General features: G+C 68.2%; 10 protein-coding genes and 1 pseudogene. 4 read left to right on the top strand and 7 right to left on the bottom strand.

Going from position 1 to position 18,502, the window contains the following annotated elements; genetic code table 11:
* From tpsA2 to trpI, 5 genes and pseudogenes are all read right to left on the bottom strand, one after another.
* A pseudogene (tpsA2, locus tag HMPREF2716_RS11965) lies at positions 1–10,140 on the bottom strand (two-partner secretion system putative hemagglutinin TpsA2); the annotation flags it as partial.
* Between the two features lie 112 nt (positions 10,141–10,252).
* Positions 10,253–11,941: a two-partner secretion system transporter TpsB2 gene (gene tpsB2 / locus HMPREF2716_RS11960; protein ID WP_023104719.1), complete on the bottom strand. Its 1,689-nt coding sequence runs from the start codon at positions 11,939–11,941 to the stop codon at positions 10,253–10,255.
* Positions 11,942–12,237: 296 nt separating this feature from the next.
* Complete coding sequence (locus tag HMPREF2716_RS11955) at positions 12,238–12,465, bottom strand: DUF1161 domain-containing protein (protein ID WP_003097347.1); 228 nt, start codon at positions 12,463–12,465, stop codon at positions 12,238–12,240.
* A 183-nt stretch (positions 12,466–12,648) separates the two neighbouring features.
* Positions 12,649–12,864, bottom strand: a complete 216-nt coding sequence (locus HMPREF2716_RS11950; RefSeq protein WP_003097345.1) for a dodecin — start codon at positions 12,862–12,864, stop codon at positions 12,649–12,651.
* 100 nt (positions 12,865–12,964) lie between these two features.
* Positions 12,965–13,852: a trpBA operon transcriptional activator TrpI gene (gene trpI / locus HMPREF2716_RS11945; protein ID WP_003122282.1), complete on the bottom strand. Its 888-nt coding sequence runs from the start codon at positions 13,850–13,852 to the stop codon at positions 12,965–12,967.
* A 103-nt stretch (positions 13,853–13,955) separates the two neighbouring features.
* Between trpI and trpB the strand changes: the two genes are divergently transcribed.
* From trpB to HMPREF2716_RS11925, 4 genes are all read left to right on the top strand, one after another.
* Positions 13,956–15,164 (top strand): tryptophan synthase subunit beta, encoded by a 1,209-nt coding sequence (gene trpB, locus HMPREF2716_RS11940; protein WP_003097340.1) that lies wholly within the window; start codon positions 13,956–13,958, stop codon positions 15,162–15,164.
* On the top strand, positions 15,161–15,967 hold the full coding sequence (gene trpA, locus HMPREF2716_RS11935; RefSeq protein WP_003097337.1) for a tryptophan synthase subunit alpha: 807 nt from the start codon (positions 15,161–15,163) through the stop codon (positions 15,965–15,967). The genes trpB and trpA overlap by 4 nt, the downstream gene beginning before the upstream one ends.
* A gap of 185 nt (positions 15,968–16,152) precedes the next feature.
* On the top strand, positions 16,153–16,776 hold the full coding sequence (locus tag HMPREF2716_RS11930) for a response regulator transcription factor (RefSeq protein ID WP_003111192.1): 624 nt from the start codon (positions 16,153–16,155) through the stop codon (positions 16,774–16,776).
* A 7-nt stretch (positions 16,777–16,783) separates the two neighbouring features.
* The gene (locus HMPREF2716_RS11925; RefSeq protein WP_003097330.1) at positions 16,784–17,149 is read left to right on the top strand and encodes an Hpt domain-containing protein; all 366 of its coding nucleotides are present in this window, start codon (positions 16,784–16,786) and stop codon (positions 17,147–17,149) included.
* Here the strand turns inward: HMPREF2716_RS11925 and HMPREF2716_RS11920 are convergent.
* On the bottom strand, positions 17,128–17,505 hold the full coding sequence (locus HMPREF2716_RS11920; protein WP_003114635.1) for a DOPA 4,5-dioxygenase family protein: 378 nt from the start codon (positions 17,503–17,505) through the stop codon (positions 17,128–17,130). The genes HMPREF2716_RS11925 and HMPREF2716_RS11920 overlap by 22 nt on opposite strands.
* A 10-nt stretch (positions 17,506–17,515) precedes the next feature.
* A complete protein-coding gene (locus tag HMPREF2716_RS11915; protein ID WP_003122286.1) occupies positions 17,516–18,430 on the bottom strand; it encodes a choline sulfate utilization transcriptional regulator in 915 nt (304 codons plus the stop codon).
* Positions 18,431–18,502: the final 72 nt, after the last annotated feature.

Here is an 18,502-nt window from a genome sequence, read left to right as displayed (position 1 = left end):
AACGCCCCAATGGTAGGCAGATTAGCCTTTCCTGGGGCCACCTCTCCTTTGGGCAACTCTCCCGCCTTCAGCGCATTCATGAGCGCCTTGGCCGTTACCTTGCCAGCGGCACCGCCCATTGCCGGAACGCCGATTCCGAACGGATTGAACCCCGTCTGGTCCAGGTATGCACCGACTTCCTTCTGCCACTGTGGATTACCGTTCCACCAGAGGTTGGCGGTCTGCTCCAGGTGCAACTGACCAGCCGTCGTCCAGTCGACAACATTTCGGCCCATCAGGAAACCGTAGGCTATATCGCTGTCACTTCCTCCCGGATTAGCTGTTTCCTGCCGGGCCACCAGCTCGTTGAGAGCCGTAGACCCCGCATCGATCTCCGCACGAATCTCCGCGCAATTACCCACAGCCACGCAGCCATTCAACCTCCGCCGGTTCTCGTCGCTACGCGCCTTGAACTCTTCCTCTACCTGACGGCAATTTCCCTGGGACTTGCATTTCTGCAAGGCATTATCCAGATCGGCCACATCCTGATGGTTGAGGAAGTTGTATTGCGTCGAGTTCTTCGCTACCCAAGCAGCGCTTTCCAGAGCTTTGCCTGTCGCATCGGGATCGCGTACCGCCGCAGCCAGAACACCAACCAATTGCGACCCCATAGTGACCATGGCTTCACGGTTCTCAGGGCTCAAGCTCTTGAAGGCCTGGTCTAGCTTGGCCACCAGCGCTTCATTGGCGCCAGCCGCCGCGGCGCCCGTGGCGAAATCGCCACCGCTGACCTGCGCCGCCAGGCCACCCATCAGGGCGTGCATGGTCACCATCGAAGGATCGCCTGGCTTCAGGCTGTATTCCTGGCCGATATCGCCGACGAAGTTGAAACCTGCCGCCGCGAAACTGTTGTAGAGCGCGCTCTTCAGCGCCTCGTTCAGGCTCCCGCCCTGGCCCAAGGCCTGGCTCAGTACAGTGGATGTAGCGTTCTGCATCGCCTGATTGGCAGCGAAGCGACCAACACCAGATAGGCTGCTGAGGTCTACCGTGACCTTTCCAGTAAGCGGATCAGTCTTGGTCTGAAGAATCCCGTCGAAGTACTCAGCCGTCAGCCCCCCGGTCAGGCTCGCAATAGCAATCTGCTTCAGACTGTCGCTACTGAAGCTGTCTTTCAGCACCTTCCCGAGATCGCCCTTGTTGTTGATCAGGCTGACCGCTGCCGTGCCCGACAGGCTTCCTGCCGCACCAACTCCTGCGCCCATGGCGAAGCTACTGGCACCCACTCCTGCTCCACTGAGCGCTCCCGCTGCCGCCATGCCACCGATGGCTGCCGCCGCGATGGCGACAGCTATCTGCGTCGCCGGCCCCATGCCCGAGTTACTGTACTTCCAGCTATCGTGCACCTCCTGCACCATGCGCCAGTCCACATCCCCGCGCTGCTCGGCCTCCTTCAGCCACGCCAGTTGCGGATCCGCCTGCACCATCGCGTCGATGGTCTGGCTCACGGTCTTCTGGTCGATATGCTTAAGGTCGATCTTCAGCCCTTCCACGGCCTTGATCGCCAGATTCCCCTGGGCCACGATCTGGCTCTGGCGCACGGTTTCGTCGGTCTGGCCCTTGCCCTTCGACGACTGCCACGCCAGGTCGCCCTTGCTCTTCTCGTGGCTCTCCTGGTGCAGGTCCTTCACCGCGTCGAAGGTCACCGCGCCGCCGCTGACGATGGCCAGGTCGTTGCCCGATTCCAGCTTCGCGCCCTGGTAGGTCTGGTCGCCGCCGCTGAGCAGAGTGAGGTCGCCGCCGCTGCTGATCTGGCTGCCCACCGCCTTGACGTCGGTGACTTCGTCGCGCCGGGTTTCCTTGCGGCCGAAGTCGCCTTTCTTCTTCTTGTCGTACAGGTAGTAGTTGCTGTCGTTGGCGGCCAGCAGTTCCAGCTTGTCGCCGGCCACCAGGTAGGCCTCGTCGCCGGCGCTGGCCTGGCTCGCGATCAGGCGCAGGTCCTGTCCGGCATTGATCGCCAGGTCGCCGCCGGCGTCCACGCGGGTGCCTTGCTGGGCAACCTTGTCTTCCTGGTAGGTGACCTTCCTGGTCTTGCTGTAGGCATGCTCCTCGTTCGCCGCCGCCGCCAGGGTCACGTCGCGCCCGGCGGAGAGGGCGATGTCGCGGCGCGCTTCGAGGGTGCTGGCCACCGCCGTCAAGTCGCGGCCGGCGCTGACGTTCAGGTCCCGCCCGGCGCTGACTTCGGCGCCGAGCTGGGTCACGCTCTGGAGCCGCGACGTGCTCCAGCGGGTCTGGCCCTGGCGGTCCTCGACGGCGGCGACGGTGACGTCGCGTCCGGCGTCGAGGCTGAGGTCGCCGCGGCTCTGCAGCACCCCGCCGAGGTTGGCGATGTCGCGTCCGGCCTGGACGTTCAGGCTGTTCGCCGCCTCCACCCGCGCGGCGCTGTCGGCGAAGCTGCGTTCCCAGGTGCGGCCGTCGAGCGCGCTGTCGTAGCGGGTCACGCTGCGTTCGTTGATCACGTCGCCGGTCAGCGCGGTGAGGCTCACGTCACGCCCGGCGATGACCCCGCCCTGGCGGTTGCGGATCGAGTCGCCGGCAAGCAGGTCGAGGCGCTTGCCGGCCTCGATCAGGCCGCTGTTGTCGAGGTTGTCGGCCGTCGCCGAGAGGTCGTTCCGCGCGCGCAGGGTGCCGACGTTATGCAGGTCGCCGCCGCTCACCAGCTTCACGTCGCGGCCCTGGATCAGCGCACCGTTGGGTGCCAGCCGACCCTCCGCCTGAGCCAGGTAGACCACCGGCGCGAGGACCTTCTCGCCGTTCACCTCGACCTCTTCCAGCCAGACGATGTCGTGGGTCAGCGCCGCCATCTGCTCCGCGCTCAGGCCCACACCCAGTTGCAGGTGCAGTTGGTCCTTGTAAGCGATGGCGTTGTCCATCAGGTAGCGGAACAGCGCCTCGTCGCTGCTCAGCCCGTCGATGTAGCGCTGGCCGGTGCGCGCCACCACCGCGTCGCGGATCAGCCGCTGCTCGTAGAGACCGTCGCCGAGACGCTTCTTGCTATCGTCCGGGTTCATGCCCAGGCCGCTGAGCAGGTAGTCCGAGTTGAGGAACTGCTTCAGTTCGGTGAGCGCCGGGTTGGTCTCGATCAGGTACTTGTGGCTGGCGCTCGGCGTGGCGTTGCCGGGCACGCCCTGGACCCGGGCGACGCCCGGCAGGCTACCGCCGAGCGTGCTGCCGCCCTGACCCTGGACGTTGGCCGCGCCAGCCAGGCCGTCGACTCGCACGCCCTGGCCCTGCCAGGTACCGGCGGCGTTGCCGGCGCCTTGCTGGCCGACCGAGACGCCGCTACCGCCCTGGGTGCGGTCGGCGCCGGCACCGAGCGCGGCGCTGCCATTGCCGTCCTCGGCGAAGCGCGAGCTGAGACGGAACAGGCCGTTGTCACCCTGGGGCAGGCTGAAGCCGGGCAGGGTAACCGGGTTGACCTGGCGCCGCGCCAGGTCGGGCGGCAGTTGCGAGGTCAGCGGCACGACCACCGAAACCCCGCTGCCGCCCACCGCGCTGTCGCCCACCTGGCGGCCGCTGCCGACGAAGGTGTAGCCGGGGCGGGTGACGCCGTTGTCGATGCGCGTGCTGGCATTGACCGTGACGTCGCCGGCGGCCTGGATCACCGCTGCGTAGGACTGGTCGCCACTGCTGATCGGGGTCGGCCCCTTGCTCGGGAATTCGTACTCGAAGGACCAGTCGCTGAGGATCGCGTTGAGCGCGGCGGGAATCTCGCCCGCGCGCGCCGGGTCGAAATTGGCGCTCTGGTACCAGTAGAGGTTGGTGAAGTTGCGCGACTTCTGGTCGATGCCGCCGATATCGCCGCCGCGAGCGGTACGCAGCACGCGGATGGTTTCCAGCTCGCCGGTTTCCAGGCCCTGGTTGTCGAGGACTTCGAGGTTGGCGGTGAGGTTGCCGCCGCTGCCGATCAGGCTGGAAAGGTTGTTCAGGGTGCCGCCGTCGATGGCGAAGTCGCCTCCGGCCAGCAGTTGCCCCATGGCGCTGCTGGCAGTGACCTCGGTCTTGTCGCGCTGGGTGATGGTCCAGATGGCGTTGCGCTTGCCGCTGCAGTCGCCCGCGTTGACGCCTTCGATGCAGGCGGTCTGCTCCATCTTCGCGGTGTACAGGCCCGACTTGCTTTCCAGCACGGCGCGACGGTTCTCGATCAGGCTGGCACGCAGGCTGAAGTCCTTGCCGCTCTCGATCACCCCGGAAAGGTTGCGCAGGCTGGCGGCACGGTTGCCGGCATCGTCGCGGGCGATATCCAGCCTGCCGAGGCTGTACACATCCCCGTAGAGGTTGGTGATGTCGCCGGCGCGCAGGGTCATGTCGGCGCCACTGAACAGCAACCCGCGCTCGTTGAGCAGGGCGGGCGCGTTCAATCGCAGGTTGCCGCCGCCGCCCAGGGTGCCGTAGTTGTTCAGGCTCGCGGCGCTGGCCACGAGGTCGCCGGCGGCGGTGATCCGCCCACGGTTGACCAGCAGGTTGCCGGCGCCGAGCGTGACATTGGCGCCGCCGGCGAGGCTGGCGGCGTTGCCGAGGTCGAGGCTGGCGGCGTTCAGGGCGAAGTCGCCGAGGCTGGTGGCGCGGCCGTTGCCACGGTAGCCGCCGCTCAGGTCGAGGCGGAAGCTGCCGTCGCTGGCCAGCAGGCCGTCGTTGCTCCAGTCGCCGCCGCGGCCAGTGAAGGACTGCACCGCCAGCAGCTTGCCCTCGGCCGTCTGGCGGAAGGTGCCGATGTCCAGGTTCAGGCGTCCGGCTTGCAGCACGCTGCTGTTGGTCCATTCGCTGGCGCGGATGTCCAGCAGGCCATTGGTGGTCAGTTCGCCGCCGGCGCGGATCACCTGCGCGGAATCCAGGCCGAAGGTGCCGTTGCCGGTGTGGAGGATGCGCCCGCCGGCGTTGGCCAGGCTGCCCAGTTGCAGGTCGAGGTCCTGGTTGGCGCTTTCCAGCACGCCGTAGGCGTTGTTCAGGCCGCCAGCGACCAGCCGCGTGCTGCCGCTGCGGCCGAGGGCGCGCAGGCTGCCGCCGCTGTTGTCGATCGCGGCGGCGCGCAGGTGCAGCTCGCTTTCGCTTTCCAACTGGCCGAAGCGGTTGGCCAGCGCGCCGGCCAGGCTGAAGTCGATGCGCCCGGCGCCGACCTTGCCGCCCTGGCCCGCCGCCGCGCCCTGGTTGAGGAAACGCTGGCCGTCGAGGCTGAGCAGGCCGCTGGCGTAGAGGCCGCCACCCTGGTTGTCGAAGTCGGCGGTGACGATGCGGTTGTCGCCGCCCAGCGCCGAGAGATGGCCCTGCTGGTTGCGCACGCCTTGCCCGGCGCGAATCTCCAGCGACTGCGCCTGGGTGACGCCGGCGCTGTTGTCGAACAGCCCGGTGACCAGCGTCAGCCAACCCTTGGCGCTGTTGAGCACGCCGCCGGCGCCGTTGTCGAGGCTGCCGCTCTGCAGGTCGAGGTTGCCGGCCCGGCTGTCCAGGCGGCCGCCCTGGTTGTCCAGCGCGCCACCGATACGCAGCCGGTTGTCGCCCTGGGCCTGGAGCGTGCCCTGGCGGTTGTCCAGGCTGCCGGCCTGCACCTCGAGGGCGCCGGCCTGGCTGAAGATCAGGCCGTCCTGCTGGTTGCGCAGGGCGCCGCCGCCCAGGCGCAGGCTCATGTCGGCCTGGCTGGCGAGGGTGCCGGAGGCGCTGTTGTCGAGGCTGCCGGTGGTGATCTCCAGCAGCCCCTGGCTGACCAGCTTGCCGCCGCGGTTGTCGACGCTGGCGCTGCGCAGCAGCAGGTCGCCGCCGCTGGCCAGGCGCGCCGCGCCGGCGTTGACCAGGGCGCCGCCGAGGATGGCGTCGAGCCGGCCCTGGCTGATCAACTGGCCGTCGCTGTTATCCAGGCTGGCGCCCTTGAGCAGCAGGCTGCCGCCGTTGATCCGGCCGCCGGCGTTGTTCAGCAGCGTATCGTCGCGCTCGAAGCTCAGCGCGCGCTGCGCCGAGACCAGGCCGCCCTGGCCGTTGTCCAGCTTCCCGGCGATGCTCAGGGTCACGTCGCTTTCGCCGGAGACGATGCCCTGGGCGTTATCCAGGCTGGCGGCGTCGATCCGTTGCGCGCCCTTGCTGACCAGGGCGCCCTGGCCGTGGTTGTCCAGCGCGCCGCCGAGGCTGATGGCCAGCTCGCCGTCCTTGCTCGAAAGGGTGCCGCCGGCGCTGTTGTCCAGGCTCCCGCCTGTCACCGTCAGGCCCTGCCATCCGGAGAGCAGGCCGGCGCCGGCGTTGCCCAGCGCGTCGGCGTCCAGGCGCAGTTTCCCGGCGCTGATGATGCGCCCCTGCTGGCCGTTGTCGATGCGCCTGGCCAGCAGCTCGAAGCCCTGCTGGCTGGAAATCTCGCCGCCCTGGCGGTTGTCGAGGACGTTCAGCCGCTCGATGCTCAGCGGGCCGCGGGCACTGATCAGGCCGCCCTGGTTGTCCAGGTCGCCGCCCCGCAGGTCGAGACTGACGCCGCGCTCGCCGATCAGCCGGCCCTGGCGTTGCACCAGGCGCTCGACCGTCAGGCGCAGGTCGCCCCGGGCGGAGATTTCGCCGCCGTCGGCGGAGTCGACGCGCCCTGCCGTCAGTTCCAGTTCGCCGTCGCTGGTCAGCAGGCCGCCACGGTTGTCCAGGTTGGCGGCGCTCAGGCGCAGCGACTGCTTGCCACTGAGGGCGCCGCCACGGTTGTCGAGGTCGGCGCTGCTGACGTCCAGCACGCCCTGGCTGATCAACTGGCCACCCTCGGCGTTGTCCAGCGCGCCAGTGGCGACGCTCAGGCCGGCGTTGCCGGAGAGCAGGCCCTTGCCGCTGTTGTCCAGGGAGGCGCTGGCGAGCGTCAGGCGGGCGCCGGAAACGGTGCCTTCGGCGTGGTTGTCCAGCGCGCCGTCGACGCGCAGGTCGATGCCGGCGCGGCTGGCCAGGGTGCCCTTGGCGCTGTTGTCCAGGCGAGCGGCCGCGATGTCCAGGCCGGCGGCGCCGGAGATCACCCCGCCCAGGCTGTTGTCCAGGGCCTGGGCGATGCGCAGGGTCAGGCTGGCGGCGCCGATCAGGCGCCCGCCGCGGTTGTCCAGGCTGGCGGCGGCGAGGGTGAAGGCGCGGTCGCTGGAAATTTCCCCGCCGGCGCCGTTGTCCACCGCGCCGAGCTGGCGCAGCAGCAGCGCGCCGGGCGTGGCGATCAGGCCGCCGTCGCGGTTGACCAGCGTGCCGCCATTGAGGTCGAGGGTGACGCCGGTTTCGCTGACCAGAACGCCGCCTCCGCGCTGGTCGAGGCCTTTCAGGTTGGCGTCGAGCAGGCCCTTGGCGCTGACCCGGCCCTGCTGGCCGTTGTCCAGCCGGGCGGCCACCAGGGTGATGCCGGCGTTGCTGCCGATGCCGCCGTTGCGGCTGTTGTCCAGCACGCCGGTGCGGATATCCACCGCACCCTTGGCGCTGATCACGCCGGAACGGCTGTTGTCGAGGCTGGCGCCCTTCAGCGTCACGCCGGCATCGCTGAGCAGCCTGCCGCCCTGGTTGTCCAGCGCGGCCTGGCTGGTCAGCGCCAGCGCACCGGCGCTGGAGAAGGTCCCGCCACGGTTGTCCAGGCGCGCGGCGCGCGCCGTCAGGCTGCCTTCGCTGACCAGCGCGCCGCCCTGGTTGTGCAGCACGCCGCCGAGGCTCACGCTCAGGCCGTTCTGGCTGTCGAGCCGACCGCCGTCGCCGTTGAACAGTTCGCCGCCGTCCAGACTCAGGCCGTCGCGCCCGGCCAGCACCCCCTTGGCCTGGTTCAGCAGGCGCTGCACGGTGAGGCGCAGGCCGCTGTCGCCGATGACCTTGCCGCCGCGGTTGTCCAGTTGCTCGCGGGCGTTCACGGCGACCTTCGAGGTGCTGGAAATCTCGCCGGCGCGGTTGTCGACCTGCCGCGCCTCGATAGCGATGCCGCCATTCGCGGCGATCAGCCCGGACTGGCTGTTGTCGAGCGTGTCGGCCGCGACCTTCAGGGTCTTTTCGCTGACCAGTTCGCCACCTTGCTGGGCCAGGCTGCCAAGCGTCGCCTGCAGGTCGCCCTTGGCGGCGATACGCCCTCCGGCGTTGCCGACGGCGTTCGCTGCGAGGTCCAGGCGGCCATCGCTGAGCAGCTTGCCACCCTGGTCGTTGCGCAGGCTGGCGACCTCCACGCGCACGCCAGCCTTGCCGCTGGCGCTGCCGCCGTCGCGGTTGTCGAAGGCGCCTCCCGTGGCGCTCAGGCCGGCGTCGGCCACCAGCACGCCGCCACGGTTGTCCAGGCTGGCGCCGTGGACGTTCAACTCGCTGCGGCTCGACAGCAGGCCGCCGGCGCGGTTGTCCAGTTGCCCCACCGTCACGCGCTGCGCGCCCTGGCTGAGCAGGTTGCCTTCATCGCGGTTGTCCAGCAGGCCGCCGAGGCTGACCTCCAGGCCGCCCCGGCTGCTCAGAGTGCCCTTGCCGCTGTTGTCCAGGCTGCGCGCCCGCAGGTCGAGGCGGTTGGCTGCGGAGAACAAGCCGAGGCGGTTGTCGATGGCACCGCTGGCGACCACCAGCAGGTCGTCGCCGATCAGCTTGCCGCCGCGATTGTCGAGGCTGCCGACGCGGGCCTCGACGCGCTTGCCGGAGACTTCGCCGTCCCCCCCGGTTGACCAGCGCCTGGGCGCTGACGCGGGTGGACTGCTGGCTGCCGAGCAGGCCTTGCTGGCCGTTGTCGAGCGTCGCCGCGCCGACCTCCAGATCGTTCAGGCCGATCACCTGGCCGCCACGGTTGTCGAGATCGCCACGGGTCTTGACCACGGCGCGGTCCCGGCTCTGCAACAGGCCGTCCTGGCGGTTATCCAGGCTGCTCGCCTCGACCCGCAGTTCGCCCTCGGCGAGCAGCTTGCCGCCACGGTTGTCCAGGTGTCCGCCGTCGACCCGGACGGTCGCCCCCTTCAGGCTGCCGCCCTGGTTGTCCAGCGCCTGGCTCGCCTTCGCTTCCAGCGCGCGGCTGGCCACCAGGCTGCCGGCGTTGCGCAGGGTGCCGCTGCGCAGCTCGAGGTCGCCGCGGGCGTTGCGCCGCTCGTCTGGCTCGACGCCGGCTTCGATCACCCCGGCGTTGTCGAGGCGCGCGGCGTCCAGCGCGATGCGTTCGCGCGCCGCCAGGCTCTGCCGGTTGACCAGTTCCTCCGCGCTGCGGATCTCGGCGCTGCCGCCGGCGTAGGTCTTGCCATTCAGCTCCACGGCCTGGGCCGCGATCTTCAGGTCGCCCTGGCTGGAGGCCTGGGCCAGACTCAGCTTGCCGCTGGCGTCGATGCGGATGTCGCCGCCGCTGGCGGCCATGTCGCCGGCCAGCTTCACCCCCACGCCCTGCTCGGTGCCGACCAGGCGGATCGCCCCGGCGTACATCCCGCCCAGCGCCGAGCTGTCGATCGCCAGCTGCGGCTTCTCGCTGCCATCGGCGGCGCGCGGCGTGGCCTGCAGGCTGTCGGCCTGGACGTCGTTGCGGCCGGTGACGATGTTGAGGTTCTTCGCGTAGAGCTTGGCGTTGAGCTTGGCGCTGCGGGTGATCAGGTCGAACTGTTCGAGGTTGCCGACGTTCAGTTCGGCGCCTTCGACGACGATGTCGCCGCCGTCCACCTGGAAGCGCTCCAGGCGCTGGCCGTCCATGATCGGCTTGCCGGTGGTGAGGGTCGCGCGCGGCGTGTTGATGAAGCCGCAGCCCTGGCAGGTGATGCCGTGCGGGTTGGCGACGATCACCCGCGCCGACTGCCCGGCCACCTCGGTGTAGCCGGCCAGGGTGCTGCGGTTGCCGCCGGTGACCTGGTTGAGGATCACCTGCGCCGCCTGGCCCTTGAGGTTGGGGTTGCCGAGGATGATCCCGCCGAGCTGGGTACCCTGGGTCTTGCCGGTAGCGTTGTTGAGGATCAGCCCGTTGGCGCCGACGTTGTAGTCGCGGAAATGGTTGTTCGACAACCCGGCGCCGTTGGGCGTGGCGATATTGACGATGGGCACGCCGTTGCCCGCCTGGCCCAGGCCGGTGTTGCCGCCGGCGGCCTTGTCCAGCGCCAGCCCCGCCGCCGTGGCGACGATCGGGTTGAGGAACAGGATGCCGGCCAGGGACAGGGCGATGCACTGGTTCAGCGGGCTGCGGATGTCCATATCGTTACTCCTTGGCGGGTAGGGGCCCGGCGAGGTTAAGCAAGGTTTTCCAAGGAAAGGGCCTCGATGCAGGTAGGCGCTTTCCTAAAGCGTTCAGGAGGTCGCCGCGTCTTCAGAAGAACGCGTCGACCCGGAAATAGATCGGGTGCTCGCGCCGCTCAATGGCGCTGGGCCGCTCCAGCGAGCGGGCGAAGCCGACGCTGGCGGCGAAATAGCGGCCCCGGGCATCCAGTTCGATGGCGTTGCCGCTCATGCGCCCGCTGGCGCCGTCGTTGTAGCGGTCGTGGCGGATCACGCCGACGTCGTAGGCGAAGGCCACGCCGTATTCCTGCAGCCAGGGCCGCAGCGGCGCCCACTCCACCGCGCGCCGCCAGCGCAACTGGTTGCGCCAGTAGCCGCCGCTGTCGCCGGTCAGGGTCTGGTCCTTGAAGCCGCGCACCGAGCTGTTGCCGCCGAGGCTGATGCGCTGCGGGCTGAACAGCACGTCCTCGCTCCTCTGCCCAGTGGCCAGGCTGTCGAAGCTGAAGCGCTCGCCCCATAGCTGGAACGGCTGCAGGTAGCTGAGGGTCAGGCTGTACTTGTCGTAGCGCGCATGCGGATCGCCCGCCTGCGGGTGGCCGCGACCCTGCGCGCCAAGGGCGCCGATGCCCTGCTGCCAGCCGAGGTCGAGGTTGACGAAGCCGCTGCCGATCCGCCGGCCGTGGTTGAAGCCGAGCTGGGTCTCGGTGATCCGCGTGCTCTGGTCTTCCAGGCGGGTGTCTTCGACATAGTTGTTGGTGCGCTGGTGGCTGAGCCCCAGGCTCATGGCGGTCTTGCTCACACCGTCGCGGTGCAGCACGCGTTCGGCGCGGAACTGGTGGCTGCGGCTGTCGCCATCGAGCTTGAAGGGGAAGCCGCTGGCCTCGTTGCGCGTGCGGTAGTCGCTCTGGCTGTAGCCGTAGGTGAAGGTCCACCAGCCCCAGGGCAGGCTGTAGAACAGGCTCTGGCTGTCGGAATGGCGCCAGCGGTCGGTCACCGCGTCGCGGTTGGCGCGCAGGTTGAGCTGGTCGGCCAGGCCCAGCGGGCTGTCCCAGTCCAGGCCCAGGCCCATCTGCTGCTCGCCGGTGCTGACGTCGCCGTCGTTGTTGCGCGTGGCGGAGACCCGCCAGGGCTTGTCGCGCTCGCCCTTGAGACGCACCCGGCTGCCGCCGACCTCGCTGCCGGGCACCAGCTCCAGTTGCGCCTGGCGCGACGGCAGGCGGCTCAACTGGTCGACCAGTTGCTCCAGTTCGCGCAGGTCGAGCAACTCGCCGGTCCTGCCCGGAAAGCTCATCGCCAGTTCGCGCGGGCTGGCCAGCGCGGAGCTGTCCAGGCCCTCCAGGCGGCCTTCGACGACGATGATGCGCAGGGTCCCGGAGGCCAGGTCCTGCTGTGGCAGGTAGGCGCGGGTGGTGACGTAGCCGCGATCCAGGTAATGGTCGGTGACGGCCTTGAGCAGCGCATTGAGCTGGCCGACGCCCAGGCAGCGCCCCTGGTAGGGCGCCAGCAGTTGGCGACGCGCGCTTTCGCCGAGGTGCCCGGCGCCCTCCAGCTCGATGCGGCGGATCTCGAAGCAGCGCTCGTCGTCGCCGGAGGCATCCGCAGCGGCGGGCGCTCCCTTGCCGGGCAGTTGCTGGAGTTCCTCCAGGCGCTTGCGCTGTTCGTCCAGCAGGCGCTGCTGGCGGTCGCGGATCAGGTCGCGGTCGCCGGGGGAGGTGAAGGGGGCGGCGCTGGCCATGAGCGGCAGGCACAGGAAGATAAAGGCCAGGCGATGGAGAGCCACGATTTCATTCCTTGAAATACAGAAAGGCGCGATGTTGGCCCAGCGGCTACAGCGGGTAAGCAGGAATATTCCGAAATCCGTCTTCCATGAGTCGGACAATCCGGAAGTAAGGCACAAGGCCATCTGGGCGTGCCGAAAAACCTAACACAGACTTTGGGATTAATCCGTTAGATGGCACGCCTTCTCGACGAACTGCAACAAGACCCATCGTTGGCAGGGTACTCATCGCGGCAAAAAGAAAGGGCCGGCTCCCATGGGAAAGCCGGCCCCGGATACTGCTCGTCGCAGGCGCTGCATCAGCCGCGCTGGTAGACGATTTCCTTGGTGCCGCCGTCGCAGGTGCCGACTACCTTCTTGTCGGTGACGCTGCCCTTGTCGACGATTTCCAGGGTGTAGGCAGGAACGCCGTTGGCCTTGATCTTCGCATCGATCTCGGCTTTCAGTTCCTCACAGGGCTTGGCGGCGAATGCGCTGCCCGCCACGGCAAACAGGCCGACTGCCAACATCAACTTCTTCATGAACACATTCCCTCGTTGCATGGATGAAGACCCGAACGGGTCAGGCTTGCCAAATGCGGCAAGGTTGAGACGAGCGCGCCGCCCATGGAGGCACGCCGCCCTCATAGCCTGTGCATGATCCGGCGAAGCGGAAAGACACGGCGGCCTTTCCAGGGCGCAGGCGATCGTGGACAGGTTTCCAGGGTGCCATCAGCTATTGGCGATACGGAACCCTACTTTCAGGGTCACCTGGTAATGGCCGACGGCGCCGTTCTCGATGTGCCCGCGGGTATCCACCACCTCGAACCATTCCAGATGCTGGATGCTCTTCGCCGCTTCGGCGAGGGCGTTGTTGATGGCGTCCTCGATGCTGGTCTTGGACGAGCCGACCAGTTCGATCTTCTTGTAGGTGTGGTGATTGGACATGAACTCTCTCCCCGGACGATGCCTGGTTCTTCGCGCCCGACGGGCGCCTCTGTTCAATGGACACTAGCCGAGCCGGAAAAGTGCAGCAAATCGCCAGCGCTCAGCCTGCCAACTGCTCCCGCAACCATTGCGCCAGGCGCCCGGCACGCGGATCGTGCAGGCGCGCCGGTACCCACAGGGCCAGGCGCGCATCGGTCTCGATGAAGCCCCAGGGCGCCGCCAGGCGGCCTGCGGCGAGATCGTCGCGGACCAGCGCCTCCGGGGCGATGGCCACGCCGAGGCCCGCCACCGCCGCTTCCAGCAGGTAGTAGAGATGCTCGAACCCCTGGCCATAGCGCAGCGCCTCCGCCGCCAGCCCCTGGCTCGCGGCCCAAGCCGGCCAGGCCTGGGGTCGCGAGGCGGTATGCAGCAGCGGCTCCTGCAACAGCCGCGCGGCGGGCGCCTGGGCCAGGCCGGTTTCCTGCGCCAGGCGCGGGCTGACCACCGGGCCCATGCGCTCGGGCGCCAGTTCGAAGACCTGCATGTCCGCCGGCCAGGGCGGCTCGGCGAACCAGAGCATGGCGTCCAGGCCGGGACGACGCGGATCGAACTCGCCCTCGCTGGTGGACAGTTGCAGGCGCAGGTCGGGGAGGGCACGGTTGAGCTGGTCCAGCCGCGGGATGAACCAGCGCGCCAGCAGGCTGCCGGGTACGCCGAGGACGAACGGGGCCTCGGCGGTCTGCCGGCGCAGCTCGGCACAGACGCCACGCAGTCGCTCGAACGCATCGCCGCAGGCGTCACGCAGGCGAACGCCGGAATCGGTGAGTTTTACGCCGCGTCCATCCTTGCCGAACAGGGCCACCCCGAGATCGTCCTCGAGCAACCGCACCTGCCGGCTCACGGCGCCATGGGTAACGTGCAGTTCCTCAGCCGCCAGGCTGATGCTGTGCAACCGGGCAGCGGCTTCGAAAGCGCGCAGGGCATTCAGGGAAGGGAGGTCGCGGCTCATGGCTATTCGTGAGTTTTCCTGACAGGTTTGAGCAATCTTATCGGTTTCTTTTACCCGGCGGGGGGATTAGATTCTGCCCATACGTCATTTCCTGGAGCCCTCCATGACTTCCTATCGCAACGGCCCCGACGCCAAGGGCCTGTTCGGTCGCTTCGGCGGCCAGTACGTCGCCGAGACCCTGATGCCGCTGATCCTCGACCTCGCCCGCGAGTACGAGAAGGCCAAGGACGACCCGGCGTTCCAGGAGGAACTGGCCTACTTCCAGCGCGACTACGTCGGTCGGCCGAGCCCGCTGTACTTCGCCGAGCGCCTGACCGAGCACTGCGGCGGGGCGAAGATCTACCTCAAGCGCGAGGAGCTGAACCATACCGGCGCGCACAAGATCAACAACTGCATCGGCCAGATCCTCCTGGCCCGGCGCATGGGCAAGAAACGCATCATCGCCGAGACCGGCGCCGGCATGCACGGCGTGGCCACCGCCACTGTCGCCGCGCGTTTCGGCCTGCAGTGCGTGATCTACATGGGCACCACCGACATCGACCGGCAGCAGGCCAACGTCTTCCGCATGAAGCTGCTGGGCGCCGAGGTGATCCCGGTGACCGCCGGCACCGGTACCCTGAAGGACGCCATGAACGAGGCGCTGCGCGACTGGGTGACCAACGTCGACAGCACCTTCTACCTGATCGGCACGGTCGCCGGCCCGCATCCGTACCCGGCGATGGTCCGCGACTTCCAGGCGGTGATCGGCAAGGAAACCCGCGAGCAACTGGCCGAGAAGGAAGGGCGCCTGCCCGATTCGCTGGTCGCCTGCATCGGCGGCGGCTCCAACGCCATGGGCCTGTTCCACCCGTTCCTCGACGACGCCGGGGTGCAGATCGTCGGCGTGGAAGCCGCCGGCCACGGCATCGACACCGGCAAGCACGCGGCCAGCCTGAACGGCGGGGTTCCCGGCGTGCTGCACGGCAACCGCACCTTCCTGCTGCAGGACGCGGATGGCCAGATCATCGACGCACACTCCATCTCCGCCGGCCTCGACTATCCCGGCATCGGCCCGGAACACGCCTGGCTGCACGACACCGGCCGCGTCGAGTACACCTCGATCACCGACGACGAAGCCCTGGAGGCCTTCCACACCTGCTGCCGCCTCGAAGGCATCATCCCGGCACTGGAAAGCTCCCATGCCCTGGCCGAGGTCTTCAAGCGTGCGCCCAGCCTGCCCAAGGAGCACATCATGGTGGTGAACCTGTCCGGTCGCGGCGACAAGGACATGCAGACCGTCATGCACCACATGCAACAGGAGTCGAAAGCATGAGCCGCCTGCAGACCCGCTTCGCCCAGCTCAAGCAGGAAAACCGCGCCGCCCTGGTGACCTTCGTCACCGCCGGCGACCCGGACTACGCGTCTTCCCTGGAAATCCTCAAAGGCCTGCCGGCGGCCGGAGCCGACGTGATCGAACTGGGCATGCCGTTCACCGATCCGATGGCGGACGGCCCGGCCATCCAGTTGGCCAACATCCGCGCCCTGGACGGCGGCCAGACCCTGGCCAGGACGTTGCAGATGGTCCGCGAATTCCGCAGCGGCGACAGCGAGACGCCCCTGGTGCTGATGGGCTACTTCAACCCGATCCACCACTACGGCGTCGAACGCTTCATCGCCGAGGCGAAGGAGGTGGGAGTGGACGGCCTGATCGTGGTCGACCTGCCGCCGGAGCACAACGAAGACCTCTGCCACCCGGCCCAGGCCGCCGGCCTCGACTTCATCCGCCTGACCACCCCGACCACCGGCGACCAGCGCCTGCCGACGGTGCTAGAAGGCAGTTCCGGGTTCGTCTACTACGTGTCGGTGGCCGGCGTCACCGGCGCCAACGCGGCGACCCTGGAACACGTCGAGGAAGCGGTGGCGCGCCTGCGCCGGCATACCGACCTGCCGATCGGTATCGGCTTCGGCATCCGCAGCGCCGAACACGCCGCCGCGGTCGCGCGGTTGGCCGACGGCGTGGTGGTCGGCTCGGCGCTGATCGACCGGATCGCCAAGGCCCGCGACAATGCCCAGGCGGTCAAGGATGTCCTCGCCCTGTGCGGCGAGCTGGCCGAAGGCGTGCGCAACGCACGCTGACAGACCCTGACAGCGGCATTCGCCAGGCGCAGGCAACCCGCTGCGCCTGGCCTTGCGTTGCACGCTGCCAGAACCGTGAGGAAAAATTCACGGTCACTTTCAGAAACGTCTTATTGTCCGCCGACTCTGCCGAAGCCTTGAATAGCGCCTCACCCAAATAGCCAACGCATTCAAAGAAGGTTCGCATGAGTAAGGTGCTGATCGTCGATGATCATCCCGCTATCCGCCTGGCCGTGCGCTTGCTGTTCGAGCGCGACGGTTTCACCATCGTCGGCGAGGCCGACAACGGTGCCGAAGCCCTGCAGGTAGCCCGCAAGAAGTCTCCCGACCTGGCCATCCTGGACATCGGCATCCCCAAGATCGACGGTCTCGAAGTGATAGCCCGCCTGAAGTCCCTGAAGCTGGACACCAAGGTCCTGGTCCTGACCCGGCAGAATCCGGCGCAGTTCGCCCCGCGATGCCTGCAGGCCGGCGCCATGGGCTTCGTCAGCAAAAGGGAAAACCTCTCCGAGCTGCTGCTCGCCGCCAAGGCCGTGCTGGCCGGCTACATCCACTTCCCCACCGGGGCGTTGCGCAGCATCAACCAGCAGAGCCGCGACAACGAGGCCCGCATGCTGGAAAGCCTTTCCGACCGCGAGATGACCGTGCTGCAGTACCTGGCCAACGGCAATACCAACAAGGCCATCGCCCAGCAGCTGTTCCTCAGCGAGAAAACCGTGAGCACCTACAAGTCACGCATCATGCTGAAACTCAACGCCCATTCCCTGGCCGGCCTGATCGATTTCGCCCGCCGCCACGAGCTGATCTGAGGATCCCATGCGAACGTTCGACCTGACCGCCGCCCTGGGCGACCGCGCCAACCAACCGGAGATCAGCCGCCTGCTCGTCGCGCAGCTGATGACCAGCAACAACGAAGACACCCGCAAGCTGCGGCGCGCCCAGGAGCGCGAGCAGACCCAGGAACTCAACGAGCTGGCGCACCGCCTGGCGGGCATGGCCTCGCTGATCCACGCCCACGCCGTGGAACGCGCCTGCCACCAACTGGAGATCGCCTGCGGCGAAAGCTCCGTGCGCAAGCTCGCCGATGCCGTCGACGACCTGGTGACGGCACTGGGCGAGCTGCAATGCGAACTGCACGACTGGATGACGATGACCGCGCCTCAAGGCACGGCGAAGTCATAGCGTTGCGGGCCTTCGTCCAGGATCGACAGGTCCAGCGGGCGAATGGCTCCCATCCAGATGGCTCGGTCGCGATGGTCGAGCAGATCGTTGCCGGTGACCGGGTGGATGAACACCACCAGGTCCTGCCGATGGATGGCCAGCCAGGGCACCAGCTCGCCGAACACCTCGGGAGCGAACGCCAGTTGGCAGCTCCAGTCCGGATGCGGCCCTACCGGCCGCTCATGGACCCGCCCCATCTTCAGCGGAAAGCGCCGCGCCGCCTCTTCGCAAAGGGCGCGGGCTCGCTCGATGCTCTGCGCATCGAAATAGACGTGAGCATGGAAGCCCTGGATGCGGGGGGTGGAATACTCGTTCATCATCACCTCTTCAAGCGCCGCCGGCCTGCAACTCGGCCTGTAGCCAGTCGACGAAACCGTCGACCAGCCGCTGGCGCCGCTTGCGCTCCGGCAATACCGCATAGTACCCGTATCGCGACAGGCAGCTCTCGCCAATGGGCCGGCAAAGCAGCCCCTGTTCGAGCAGGCCGTCGACCAGGTGGCGCCAGCCGATGGCCACGCCCTGGCCGGCGATGGCCGCCTGGATCAGCAAGGTGTAGTTGTCGAAGCTGAGCACCGCCGGAATCGGCTGCCGATCGATGGCCAACGCTTCGAACAACGCCGGCCAGTCGAACCAGCGGGCGTGCTGCGCCGGCTTCAGATGCAGCATCGGCAGGCGCGCCAGGTGCGCCTTGGCCAGCGGCAACTGCAATCCCTCGACCAGGCGCGGGCTACAGACCGGGAACACCTCCTCGCGAAACAGCCGGTGCGCTTCGCCGTGCTTGGAACGACCGTCGCCGAACAGGATCGCCACGTCGATATCGCCGCGCTGGCCGGCCAGGCCGCGCTCGCTGGTCACCAGGCTCACGTCCAGGTGCGGATGGGCCTGATGGAAGCGCGGAAGGCGCGGCATCAGCCAGTAGGCAGCGAAGGCGTAGTCGGTGGCCACCTGGAGCACCTCGTGGCGCTGGCGCGCGCCCAGCGCGGCGATGCCGGCATCGATCGTCTCGAGGCCGGCGGCCACGTGGCGGAGCAGAAGCTGGCCGGCGTCGGTGAGCACGATGCCTCGATGAACGCGCTGGAACAGAGGGGTCGCCAGCTCTTTCTCCAGGCGTTTGATCTGCTGGCTGACCGCAGGCTGGGTGGTCCCCAGCTCCTCGGCGGCAGCGGTGAAGCTGAGCTGGCGGGCGGCGGACTCGAATACCCGGAGCAGGTCGAGGGACAGCGGCATGAGGCGTTCTCCCATAAGCCAGGCTTATCCAACGCATCCAGCCCCATGCGGTTTACCAGGGATTTCGATGCACTGATGATCGACGCA

This window comes from Pseudomonas sp. HMSC076A11 (assembly GCF_001810205.1).
Lineage (GTDB): Bacteria > Pseudomonadota > Gammaproteobacteria > Pseudomonadales > Pseudomonadaceae > Pseudomonas > Pseudomonas aeruginosa.
Note: the sequence above shows the minus strand (reverse complement) of the source record. Positions and strands in the feature narration are given on the sequence as shown.